The sequence below is a fragment of the Vibrio phycocola genome (assembly GCF_053850235.1).
In genome coordinates this window covers 166,189-178,299 of the sequence record NZ_JBSQDJ010000005.1, presented here as the reverse complement: position 1 = coordinate 178,299, position 12,111 = coordinate 166,189, and the positions used below count along the sequence as shown (strand labels likewise).

9 protein-coding genes are annotated in these 12,111 nt (G+C 42.2%); 6 read left to right on the top strand and 3 right to left on the bottom strand.

The window, feature by feature from the left end; all coding sequences use genetic code 11:
• The first annotated feature begins 249 nt into the window (after positions 1 to 249).
• Positions 250 to 1,074 carry a CmcJ/NvfI family oxidoreductase gene (locus tag ACWU4D_RS08400; RefSeq protein WP_456050955.1) on the top strand — a complete coding sequence of 275 codons (825 nt, stop codon included), beginning with the start codon at positions 250 to 252 and terminating at the stop codon, positions 1,072 to 1,074.
• Between the two features lie 183 nt (positions 1,075 to 1,257).
• Positions 1,258 to 1,776 (top strand): TetR/AcrR family transcriptional regulator, encoded by a 519-nt coding sequence (locus tag ACWU4D_RS08395; RefSeq protein WP_456050954.1) that lies wholly within the window; start codon positions 1,258 to 1,260, stop codon positions 1,774 to 1,776.
• Positions 1,777 to 1,952: 176 nt separating this feature from the next.
• On the opposite strand, the gene ACWU4D_RS08390 is transcribed toward ACWU4D_RS08395, so the two are convergent.
• Positions 1,953 to 2,390: a hypothetical protein gene (locus ACWU4D_RS08390; RefSeq protein WP_456050953.1), complete on the bottom strand. Its 438-nt coding sequence runs from the start codon at positions 2,388 to 2,390 to the stop codon at positions 1,953 to 1,955.
• 296 nt (positions 2,391 to 2,686) lie between these two features.
• On the opposite strand from ACWU4D_RS08390, the gene imuA reads away from it, so the two are divergent.
• Genes imuA through ACWU4D_RS08375 form a run of 3 tightly spaced genes read left to right on the top strand, consistent with a single transcriptional unit; the run spans position 2,687 to position 7,977 of the window.
• A complete protein-coding gene (gene imuA, locus ACWU4D_RS08385) occupies positions 2,687 to 3,388 on the top strand; it encodes a translesion DNA synthesis-associated protein ImuA (protein WP_456051068.1) in 702 nt (233 codons plus the stop codon).
• A gap of 2 nt (positions 3,389 to 3,390) precedes the next feature.
• Positions 3,391 to 4,848, top strand: a complete 1,458-nt coding sequence (locus ACWU4D_RS08380; RefSeq protein WP_456050952.1) for a Y-family DNA polymerase — start codon at positions 3,391 to 3,393, stop codon at positions 4,846 to 4,848.
• A gap of 12 nt (positions 4,849 to 4,860) precedes the next feature.
• Complete coding sequence (locus tag ACWU4D_RS08375) at positions 4,861 to 7,977, top strand: error-prone DNA polymerase (RefSeq protein WP_456050951.1); 3,117 nt, start codon at positions 4,861 to 4,863, stop codon at positions 7,975 to 7,977.
• A 90-nt stretch (positions 7,978 to 8,067) separates the two neighbouring features.
• Here the strand turns inward: ACWU4D_RS08375 and ACWU4D_RS08370 are convergent, their stop codons facing one another.
• On the bottom strand, positions 8,068 to 9,027 hold the full coding sequence (locus ACWU4D_RS08370; protein ID WP_456050950.1) for a chemotaxis protein CheV: 960 nt from the start codon (positions 9,025 to 9,027) through the stop codon (positions 8,068 to 8,070).
• Positions 9,028 to 9,150: 123 nt separating this feature from the next.
• Complete coding sequence (gene mlc / locus ACWU4D_RS08365) at positions 9,151 to 10,368, bottom strand: sugar metabolism global transcriptional regulator Mlc (RefSeq protein ID WP_456050949.1); 1,218 nt, start codon at positions 10,366 to 10,368, stop codon at positions 9,151 to 9,153.
• 263 nt (positions 10,369 to 10,631) lie between these two features.
• Here mlc and pyk point away from each other — a divergent pair, with 263 nt between their 5' ends.
• The gene (gene pyk, locus ACWU4D_RS08360) at positions 10,632 to 12,077 is read left to right on the top strand and encodes a pyruvate kinase (RefSeq protein ID WP_456050948.1); all 1,446 of its coding nucleotides are present in this window, start codon (positions 10,632 to 10,634) and stop codon (positions 12,075 to 12,077) included.
• Positions 12,078 to 12,111 lie beyond the last annotated feature (34 nt).

Below are 12,111 nucleotides of genomic sequence, written 5' to 3'. Positions count from 1 at the left end.
AATACATTATGTTTCGAACGAGACAAACAATACCTACCTACCAGAAGGTAGTCAAACTGTTTTTCACAAATATTTTTAATTTAATTTTTAAGATGTTGATTTTAATTAATTTTTATATTCTTAGTATGAAAGGAAAAGTATCTATAGGTATTAGCAACGACAAAATTAATTGACAGTTAACGAAATACGACCATAGAATACCTACCAGTAGATAGATTAGTTATATATAAAGATAAAGCAGAGGCAGCCATGAAATACAATATAGAAAAAACGACACTTCATTTCATTAGAAAAGAGTCCACCAGTACGCCTGTTATTCAGTATTCAGGGTTTAATGAAACGCAAGAATACAGTGAGGATTATCTATTCCAAGATGCCGATATTATTGACGCACGTTCATTACCTGATGCTACGTTCAATGTGGATAAGCATGGTTTTGAGCTCGCAACCTTTCAACCCAGCCAAGTCGATTACTTAGATCCTCTAGCTGTAAAAGAATTCTATTATACAGAGGTCGAGGCTTTGGTTAAAAAGCAACTGGGAGCAAACCATGTAGTGGCTTTTGACCATACTGTACGCCGTGGTATTGAAAACTCTAACCGCCATCCCGCCTACCATATTCATAATGATTACACTGACGAAACTGGCTTAATTCGTGCTCAATCTGAACTGGATGAAGATTTGATGCGCTCATATGCTGGAAAAAGAATGGTACAAATCAATGTTTGGCGCTCTATTGCAGGTGTTGTGCAAAAAGATCCGTTGGCCTTTATGGACTATCAATCATTAGATAAAAACGATCTTGTAACCGCACATATCGAGTTTAACGATATGCATACAGGTGAAAAACATCGAGGTGAGATTTTTGCAGTCAAACAAAACCCAAATCAGAAATGGTATTTCTACTCACAAATGGACTCAAGTGAAGCCGTGCTCATTAAAGGTTTTGACACAGATAAATCTAAAGCTGGTTTTGCGATGCATACTGCTTTTCCATTGTTAGAACAAGGCGCTAACTGTGATCCACGACAAAGTATAGAAACGAGAACTTATGCTTTTTTTGATGACGAGTAGATAGTCAATATACCGGTACCTAGCCAAATATATTGTTGGCTAGGTCATCTTATTAATGCCCATATTCTGATCTTTTTTAAACTAAACGAATGTTGAATGATTGGATTACATCATAAAAATGAAAGCGCTTGTATTGAGGTATCTGCTATTAGATAATTACGTCCGCAGATGTAAGGGGTAATCATGAGCAAGAAGGAAAAACTGTTAAAAATCGCTGAAGATAAAGTACGTGCTGGTGGATACAGCAACTTTAGCTTTAGAGAGCTAGCAAATGAAGTGGGTATAAAAAGTGCCAGTGTTCACTACCACTTTCCGACTAAAGCTGACTTAGGTGCCGAATTAGCCCATCAATATACAGACGCATTTTTGGCAGCATTAGGGGATGTTGACCAAATCAAAGCGCAAGGTAAAAACCCGATCGATATCTATACAGCAATTTTCAAACATGCATTATTGACTGACGATAAAATGTGTTTATGTGGTCTTTTGGGTGCTCAAAATGAAAGCTTACCAGAAAAAGTACAAATAGAAGTTAAGCGCTTTTTTAGGAAAAACCTGGCTTGGTTAACAGCCGCGCACACCGCAAATGGCGAAGCAGACCCTGAGCATGCCGCCATCACAACCGTCAGTTTGCTTGAAGGCGCAATGATGATTAGTAAAGCGCTTAATGACCACAGTTATTTCAAACTTGCGACTCAATAAGACTCATTATATGACACTATATTAATAGGACATTTTCCTCTACAATTCTAAGCGACTCGATGAGCTGCTCTTACAAGGCCACCTATACACTCTTTCTGAAAGTGCTCTGGCACAAAAAAGACCCGTAGCTCATATTAGCTAACGGGTCTTTTTGTAGATAATGCATCTTGGGTTTATTAAACTCCGGTGATGCCCATCTTAATAAATGCTTGTTTAGCCAACACAGCCACAACAAGGTAAGCAATCATCCATACAACCGTCATAACAACGGTCAACCAATACGGTTGCATATCAAACTCTTTCGAATCATCAATTTTATCACGAGTTAACTGATACTTATGCGCAATGAACATCGTAGGGAATAAATACAGTAAAGGAATAATGCTGCTTGAAAGGTGGAGTGAAAGAAACGGAACCAAAAGAATCAAGCAAAGTACAATAAGAGAACCATAAAATAATGTTCTATTCGAGAACTGTTTCTTGCCTAACGTATCAAAATTCACTTTTAAAAAATAGATTGCCGCAAGTGGTCCACCTAAATAGGTGCCAATTGATATTTGCATTGGTGAATATACTTTCTTTGATTTTTCTTCTTTTTTTACATCGTTGCTCATACATAATGCTCGATAATGTTGTACTTACACAGCGTAGTGCTGAAAATCGTCACTCATTATAACTCACCTCACCAACAAGACTGAAATAGAACCCCTGTATTTTATGTAAAAACGTGTGATGTGAACAATTCATTGGCCGAATACTCATTCTTATTCCATTCAATCACTAAAATAAAACACTCTTAAATATCAATAAATTAGACTCAAACCACTCTACTTCATCGATCTTTTTCTTGCATAATTAGACTGCAATTTATACTGTATATATATACAGTTATTTTATATGTAAATTGATGATGAATGAATTTATTGAGCAGTTAAAACAGAAGCAATGGCTATGGCAAGGAAACAAGCCTAGCGCATTAATGATGCCTGAATCACTGGCTAGCACTGGTTTTTCTGAATTCGATCAAAAGCTTGAAGGTGGGCTACCTGAACATGGCGTGATTGATTTGCAATCGCTGGGCGGTATTGGCGAACTGCGTTTACTTTTTCCTCATTTGCGACACGCCGATGATGGTCGTTTGATTGTCTTTATTCAACCACCAGCGCCATTGCATGCTGAAGCTTTGGTTTCGGAACAACTCGACAGTAACCGCGTAATATTGATTCAACCTGATAACAAAAAACACGCATTTTGGGCCGCAGAGCAATGCCTAAAAAGTGGTGCTTGCAGCCATGTGATGTTGTGGTGCGGTGACGTAGAAATTCATCAGGCTCGACGTTTTCAAGTGAGTGCAGAAGCAGGCCGATGTCGTCAATTTTTATTTCGTAGCGAACAAAAGTGCGGTTTTTCATTACCGGTTTCCTTATCGATGCAACTTGCTCCCCACCCTCAAGGAATTAAAGCAAAAATAACAAAACGAAAAGGTCGCTGGGAACCAAACCCGTTCACCATCAATATGGCGCAACAATGGCCGCAACTCGTCTTGCAAAAACAACCACAAGTCGTCATTCCATTCCCTTCTAAACAAAAAGTGACTTGGCAGCGAGGTTAATCATGCAATTATGGCTTTATCTCGATTTTCCTTACCTTCAGCTCGATACGCTTTTTTCGACACAGCAAGAAGATACGCAAACGAGTAATGATGAAAATAGTCAGCAGAATGACGAACCACTCGCGATTGTCGATGGAAAGAATTTTAGTATCGTACAAGCGAATCAAGCCGCCCTCGGTCAAGGTATCCAAATCGGGATGGGCATGGGCAGTGCTTCCGCGATGTGTGCTCATTTACAAGTTCATCCATATCAACCTGAAATCGAACAAACACAGCTTAGCGAAATCGCACAATGGCTCTATTTAGTAACGTCCGATATTGTCTTGTTTCCACCACAAGGGATCTTACTTCGGGTATCAAACATGCTCACACTTTATCAAGGGTTAGAGCATTACTGGCAATGTATTGAGCAACACATGCAACCCTGGAAACTACGTTACCAATTTTCCTGCGGGTTTTCCCCTTTATCGGCGATGTTATTAGCTAAGTCTGGGATGAATTTGTTAAGTGAAAATCGATCGAAGTTCATGGAAAAATTGAACCATTTTCCGATAACCGCCACTGAACTCGACCATAAACAGGTTGACGCTTTACGGCGAGTGGGTGTAACGAAATTAAGTGAGCTGTTTGCCTTACCGATGGCAGATTTGGCTCGGCGCTTTGATATAAACCTCGTCAATTATGTCGGTCGATTGTTGGGGCAATTTAAGCACCCTCTCAACTTCCACTATCCACCAGAAAAATTCAGTACCGACTTGGAATTACTTTACGACATTGATAACAGCCAATGGTTACTCAAACCACTGGCAATCTTACTCAAACGACTCGAGCAGTTTCTATTACTCCGAAATCAAGTTGTCTATGAACTAGAGCTTTGCTTGATACAACGAGCCAATCATCAACAAACACCGCCTCAAAAGCAAGTGACCTTTACCTCGGCAACTGGGGAATATCGTGCCGACCGTTGGTTAACGCTGGCGCAGTTATCGCTTGAAAGTCTCACTCTCACGCAAGCCGTCCATCACTTACAGCTCAACGTTATTCGCAGCGGTGAACAACCTGCTCACGCCGATGATCTCTTTTCAGGCACACAAGGAACACTTCAACCATTAGAACTGATCTCTTTACTGCAAGCGAAATTAGGCAAACAAGCCGTGTCTAAAGTCATCATGAGTAATGATCCACGCCCGGAAAAATCGTCTTATTTTCTCGATGCAACTCAAACAATCACCACGAGCGAGCGTTCAGCTCAATTACGTCCAAGCTTATTACACCCAACTCCTGAGAGACTAACAAAGAAAGTGGATTTAATTCATGGGCCTGAACGAATCGTAACCGGATGGTGGGATGGGCAGCCAATCACGCGAGATTACTACATAGCGTATAGCAATACCGGTTGCTGGCTTTGGGTGTTTCGCGATGTGCATAAACATTGGTATCTGCATGGCCAATTCAGTTAATTGGGGGATTAAATGAGTTACGCTGAACTCTTTTGTCAGAGCAATTTCTCCTTTCTTAAAGGCGCGTCTCACCCACAAGAGTTGGTGATTCAAGCCGATTTTTTACGTTACCATTCTATTGCCATTACCGATGAGTGTTCAGTTGCGGGGATCGTGCGTGCGCATGCGGCAATTAAAGAGCATCAACTCTCGGTGAAACTGATTGTTGGAAGCCTGTTTGAGCTCAATCCCGCATGCCGATTTATTGCGTTAGCACCAAACCGAGAAGGTTATGCGGAGTTGTGCCGAATTATTACTAATGCTCGTCGCCGCGCCGGAAAAGGACAATATCAACTCTCAGAATGGGATGTGATGTCATTAAAGCACTGCTTAGTGATTTGGCTGCCGAGTATAGACAACAATGCGAGTCAGCAATGGGGAGAATGGCTCACCCAACACCATCGCGGTCGATTATGGATTGGAATACAACGCCACCTCAGTGCAGATGATTCAAAAGGTGTACAACAAAGCGAACGTTTGGCTGAGGTATTAAACTTGCCTATTTGCGCATGTGGTGGTGTCTTAATGCACAATGCGGCTCGTTTGCCATTGCAGCATGTATTAACCGCAATCGACCGTCACAGCTCTGTTGAACAGATTCAAGCACACTTGTTGACCAATACTGAACGCGTGTTGCGTAGCAAAGAGAAATTAGCCAAGTTATTTCAGCCCGAATGGTTAGCGCAAAGTATCGACATTGCCAACCAATGTCAGTTTAATCTCGACAGCTTGCGCTATGAATACCCTAACGAACTGGTGCCGAAAAATTGCTCCCCAATCGCTTACCTACGACAGTTGGTTGAACAAGGGAAGCACCGTCGCTTCCCCAAAGGGGTTCCTCCAACGATAGAACACATTATCGAAAAAGAGTTAGTTCTGATTGAAGAGCTCAATTACCCGTTTTATTTTTTGACCATTCACGACATCGTTATGTTTGCTAAACGGCAAGGCATTTTATACCAAGGCCGAGGTTCTGCCGCCAATTCCGTCGTTTGTTACTGTTTGGAAATTACCTCAGTCGATCCTCGCCAAATTTCGGTATTGTTTGAGCGATTCATCAGTAAAGAACGCAATGAACCCCCTGATATTGATGTCGACTTTGAACACGAACGTCGAGAAGAAGTGATTCAATATCTCTACCAAAAATACGGCCGGGAGCGTGCAGCCCTGGCCGCTACCGTAATTTCGTATCGCTTTAAAAGTGCGGTGCGCGATGTAGGGAAAGCGCTCGGAATCCATGAGACTCAACTCGACTATTTTATCCACAATGTTAACCGACGTGACCGGGCGCTCGGCTGGCAGGCGCAAATTGTTGAACTTGGGTTAGAACCGGACTCATTAAAAGGCCAGCAGTTTATCGATCTAGTGAATGAACTGATCGGCTTTCCACGCCATTTATCGCAACATGTCGGAGGCTTTGTGATTTCAGCAGGGCCATTATATGAGTTGGTCGCGGTAGAAAATGCCGCCATGAATGAGCGAACAGTAATCCAATGGGACAAGGACGACTTAGAAACTTTAGGACTATTGAAAGTCGATGTGCTCGCACTGGGTATGCTATCGGCCATTCGAAAATGCTTCGGTTTAGTTCAGCACTTCCACCAACGATCCCTCTCAATCGCTCAGATCACTGCGTTACCCGATGATCCCAAGGTTTACCAAATGATAAGCCAAGCTGATACTGTGGGCGTCTTTCAGATCGAATCACGTGCACAAATGAATATGCTACCAAGGCTCCGGCCACGTTGTTATTACGACCTTGTGATTCAAATTGCCATCGTCCGCCCCGGCCCAATTCAAGGTGATATGGTTCATCCCTTTCTCAAAAGACGAAATGGTATCGAAGCAATCGACTACCCTTCAGAAGAAGTTAAAACGGTACTCGAACGCACAATGGGAGTACCTATTTTCCAAGAACAAGTTATTAAATTAGCGATGGTGGCAGCAGGGTTCAGCGGCGGTGAAGCTGACCAGTTACGTCGGGCAATGGCTTCGTGGAAAAAGAGTGGCGAATTAATGAAGTTCCGCAATAAATTAATCAGTGGAATGGAAAAACGGGGTTATCACCTAGAGTTTGCCGAGAAATTATTTGATCAAATTTGTGGTTTTGGCGAATACGGTTTTCCAGAAAGTCACTCCGCTTCTTTTGCGGTGCTTGCCTATTGTTCTGCTTGGTTGAAACATTACTATCCGGAGTGCTTTTACACTGCACTACTGAACAGTCTGCCGATGGGGTTTTATAGCTCTTCTCAATTGGTACAAGACGCCCAACGTCATGGGATTACCGTTCTTCCAGTTAGCATTAATCACTCTGACTATGATCATCAAGTGGTGCCGTTAGGCGAGCAACTCGCAATGCGTTTAGGGTTTCGACAAATAAAAGGATTAGGACATTACACTGCCCTCACCATTGTCGAACATCGTCCCAATTCCGGCTTTCATTCCACTGTTGAGCTCAAGCAACTTGGACTGAATCGGCGTGAAATGGAATTGCTTGCCTCTGCCAATGCACTTGCAACCCTAAAGGCCTCATCAAGAAATATGACGTCCAGCAACAGACAAGATGAGCAGCATCGTTATCAAACTCGTTGGAATATGATGGACTCGATTCAAGAACTGCCATTATTTGCCGCATTAGACGATACGTCTCCAACCCAACTCTCCCCACCGAGTGATATGGCAACATTATTAGAAGATTACGCCGCCCTTGGATTATCACTCGATCACCACCCTATTCTGCTGTTAGACCATGCTCAGTTACTGGGACGTTTTAGCCGAATGACAGACTTAGCCCATAAATCGGATAAATCGCTGGTCACCGTTGCAGGAGTCGTCACAGGAAGGCAATCTCCCGGCAGTGCCGCAGGTATTACGTTCTTTACTCTTGAAGACGACACCGGAAACATTAATGTGATCGTATGGCAAGCAACTGCTCGAGCACAGAAACGGGCGTATTTGAACTCAAAGATTCTTAAGGTCAAAGGAATATTGGAAAAAGAAGGCGATGTCATGCATGTCATTGCCGGTAAGCTTATCGATTTAACCGATAAACTCGCGTCACTTTCTAGCCGTTCGCGGGATTTTCATTAAGCTTAATCTGCTCATAAAAATAAAAACGACCAGATAGAATCTGACCGTTTATTTGTTTAGACAACATCAGGGATGATATTGGAAGTGCGCCTAATGTTGTGCTTCCAATACTTGACGTAATCGCTCTTGAGCCACATCGACTAATACATCAGGTTGGAACTTGGAAATAAAACGATTACAACCTACTTTTTCCGCCATGGCATTATTGAAACTACCACTCAGAGAGGTATTCAACGTAATATATAGATCCTTCATTCGAGCATCACTACGTACTTCATGAGTGAGTTTATAACCATCCATCTCAGGCATTTCTGCATCGGTTATCATCAGAAGTAACTCTTTCGTAACATCAATTCCTTCATCCGCCCATGACTGCAATAAATTCAACGCTTCTAAACCATCACAGCATTCGATAATCTCAATACCTAGCTGAGACAACGTACCTTTAACTTGATTACGTGCGGTACTTGAATCGTCCACAACAAGCACTTTGCGACCCTGCATATTATTGGTCACCAATTCGTGGTCAAGCACTTCCTCTGAGATTGATATATCGTAATCTATAATTTCAGCGAGCACTTTTTCAACATCAATAATTTCGACGATATGGCTTCGTTCGTCATCTTCAACTCGAGTGATTGCCGTGAGGTAATTTGCTCTACCTGCGGTTTTAGGAGGTGGCTGAATCTCTGTCCAAGCGGTATTGATAATATTACGAACCTGCCCAACCAAGAACCCTTGAGTCGAACGATTATATTCGGTAATAATTAAATTCTGTTCAGTAAAATCATGATTAGAGTTATCAGGAAACCCGATCGCTCGACGTAAATCAATCACCGGCACTGGCTCACCACGAATGGAAGCAACACCAGTAATATTGTGATGGGCGCCTGGCATTTTGGTTAACGTGGGCAATTTAATCACTTCTTTAACTTTAAACACGTTGATCGCAAATACTTGCATGCTATTTAAACTAAAAAGTAATAGCTCAAGACGGTTCTCGCCTACAAGATTTGTGCGCTGATCAACCGTATTCAATACTCCTGACATACGAATCCCGCCTAGCACTTTAATCGATAATATAAACTCTGGACCATAGATAGGAATAAATCTAGTTAGAAAGGAAAAAAAGAGTCAGTGTCATTCAAAGAGTGAGAAGACAGTACGTACCAATTACTCGTCGAGAATTCGTATTAACAATAAACCATCATATAAAGCTTGTTTTATCAATGCCGCTCCTGGCATCGTCGATTCATGATAAAACCGAGACTCTACCACCTTTAGAGAATCTTGATAGGCGGGATAACACTGCGCTGAAAGTGATTCCATCATTTTAGGGTATAGCACGTCTTTAGTTTGGTTAATAACACCGCCAATTAAGACTTTATCGGGGTTAAACAGATTCACAAGAATTGACACGGCTTGCCCCAAATGACTACCAAGTTTTTCGATCAAGTCAACCGCGAGAGCATCTCCTTCGACAGCGGCAAAACATATATCTTCAATTCGAATATCTTGAATTTCCGCCAGAGATGATGACTCCCCATGAGAGATCCTTACGTAAGCTTGTTCCAACAAGGCAGTAGAACTTGCTACAGTGTCTAAACATCCTCGGTTACCGCAACTGCACAATTCACCCTGAGGGTTAATTTGAATATGCCCTAAGTCACCGATATTCCCTAATTTACCTTGAAGTACTCGCTCATCAACAATAATCCCAGCATTTAAGCCATTATGAATCGACACCAAAATAGCATTATCACTTTCTTGAGCATGACCAAATAACTTCTCAGCCAATACCCAAGCATGAGTGTCATTCGCCATAAAAACAGGCAATCCAGTGGTCTTATATATTTCAGCTCCAAGATTAAGGTTAACCACATTGTAATACGGCATGTTCACAACCACGCCTTTTTGCGAATTAACTAAACCAGGAATCGTGACTGCAATGCTAGTTACTCGTTGAATTTCCGAGTGATACGTTTGGAAGAATTCTTCAATTTCATGCAATAAACGATCAAGTAAATCCTGCTGGTCACGTTCGTGAATATCAATTTTACAATCAATCAGAACATCACCGCCGAGCTCATGTAAAGCCAACGCTAAATAGCCTCGGCCTAATCGCACCGACAAAAACTGCCAACCCAAATTTTTGGTTTGCAAACCGACAGCCGGACGCCCACGGCTCAAGGATTCTTGAACAGTGGTTTCATGAATAAGTTGTGCACCAATCAGCTCACGAGTAATTTTTGTAATACTCGCAGGTGCTAACTCACTCAATTTCGATAAATCGATTCGAGAGATAGGCCCCAGTTGATCGATAAGTTTATATACTCGCCCCGCATTGATCTGCTTAATATGATCAATGTGGCCAGGTTGGGCCATGAACATGATGTGCTCCGACAAAAAGACAGCGGTGTAATTTTTTTACTTTGTAAAGTAATTGGGAAGAGCTTTGATACCCGAGCGTGACAGGCATCACGCATAATAAGTCAAGTTTGTGCTGTGACTCAAACCAAGGCAACAAATTAACATCCATTAATGCTCAATTCACCGTACAAATCACGAACAGTATCGTGAATTTGCGAACGAAAAAAGAATTCTTGCATATACTTATAAAACTTAACACAAACAATTTAAACAAATGAGATCTTATGAGCATGATGCAGAGAAAAACTAAAATCGTTACGACTCTAGGACCATCAACTGATAAAGGTGATAATTTAGAGCAGGTTATTAAAGCTGGTGCCAACGTTGTTCGCTTTAACTTTTCCCACGGCACAGCGGATGATCATCGAGAGCGTGCAGTTAAAGTCAGAACAATCGCTGAAAAACTCGGCGTACACATCGCTATTCTCGGTGATTTACAAGGCCCTAAGATTCGCGTCGCAAAATTCAAAGACGACAGTATTAAACTGAATGTGGGTGACCATTTTATTTTAGACTCTGAATGCCCGACACAAGAAGGGGATCAAACTCGAGTCGGCTTAGATTATAAAGAGCTGCCAGAAGATGTATCGAGTGGAGACATTTTGCTACTCGATGATGGTCGAGTCCAATTAAAAGTATTCAAAGTAGAAGGCAGTCAAATTCATACCCATGTCACGATTGGTGGAAAGCTCTCGAACAATAAAGGAATCAACAAGAAAGGGGGTGGATTATCAGCTCAAGCCTTAACAGAAAAAGATAAGGAAGATATAAAACTCGCCGCAGAACTCAATGTAGAATATCTTGCTGTCTCTTTTCCTCGTAATGGAGCAGACATGGAATACGCCCGAGAACTTGCTCGCGAAGCGGGTTTAGATGCCTCAATGGTCGCCAAAGTTGAACGTGCCGAAACAGTCGCAAATGATGAACATATCGACGATATTATTATGGCATCCGATGTCATCATGGTTGCTCGTGGTGATCTCGGCGTCGAAATTGGCGATCCAGAATTAGTCGGAGTACAGAAAAAACTCATACGCCGCTCTAAAGAGCTAAATCGTGTTGTTATTACCGCCACTCAAATGATGGAATCAATGATAGATGCACCGATGCCGACACGGGCGGAAGTTATGGATGTCGCAAACGCGGTCATCGATGGCACTGACGCGGTCATGTTATCTGGCGAAACAGCTGCGGGTAAATACCCTGTTGAAACAGTAAATTCGATGGCCGAAGTTTGTGTTGGTGCAGAAAAAGTGATGCACGTTGAAGACCAAACCTACCGACTGAAAAGCTCATTTGTCACCGCAGAAGAGACTGTTGCTATTTCAAGTATTTATGCGGCAAACCACATGGAAGGTATTAAAGCGCTCGTCACCATGACTGAATCAGGTCGCACTGTTTTAATGACCTCAAGAATGAATACTGAACTGCCAATTTACGCCTTATCTGATAATGAGAAAACACTTCGCCGCTGTGCTCTATACCGGGGAGTGACACCCTATAAATTTACCAGTGTCCAAACAACGAGCTTTGAAACATCACTTGAGGCGATAAACCACTTAAAAGAGAAAGGAACCGTTGAGTTCGGTGACATCATCGTTCTGACTCAAGGAGATATGGTTGGAGTTGTAGGGTCCACCAACTGCATGAGGGTATTACCGGTTTTCTAAACTTAGATTGCAGTATAAGCGTTATCAAGATAGG

What these genes read in the sequence shown, in the direction of transcription:
- ACWU4D_RS08400 (WP_456050955.1), top strand. Translation starts at nt 250, where the DNA reads ATGAAATACAATATAGAAAAAACGACACTTCATTTCATTAGAAAAGAG.
- imuA (WP_456051068.1), top strand. Translation starts at nt 2,687, where the DNA reads ATGAATGAATTTATTGAGCAGTTAAAACAGAAGCAATGGCTATGGCAA.
- ACWU4D_RS08375 (WP_456050951.1), top strand. Translation starts at nt 4,861, where the DNA reads ATGAGTTACGCTGAACTCTTTTGTCAGAGCAATTTCTCCTTTCTTAAA.
- ACWU4D_RS08380 (WP_456050952.1), top strand. Translation starts at nt 3,391, where the DNA reads ATGCAATTATGGCTTTATCTCGATTTTCCTTACCTTCAGCTCGATACG.
- pyk (WP_456050948.1), top strand. Translation starts at nt 10,632, where the DNA reads ATGAGCATGATGCAGAGAAAAACTAAAATCGTTACGACTCTAGGACCA.
- mlc (WP_456050949.1), bottom strand. Translation starts at nt 10,368, where the DNA reads ATGTTCATGGCCCAACCTGGCCACATTGATCATATTAAGCAGATCAAT.
- ACWU4D_RS08390 (WP_456050953.1), bottom strand. Translation starts at nt 2,390, where the DNA reads ATGAGCAACGATGTAAAAAAAGAAGAAAAATCAAAGAAAGTATATTCA.
- ACWU4D_RS08370 (WP_456050950.1), bottom strand. Translation starts at nt 9,027, where the DNA reads ATGTCAGGAGTATTGAATACGGTTGATCAGCGCACAAATCTTGTAGGC.
- ACWU4D_RS08395 (WP_456050954.1), top strand. Translation starts at nt 1,258, where the DNA reads ATGAGCAAGAAGGAAAAACTGTTAAAAATCGCTGAAGATAAAGTACGT.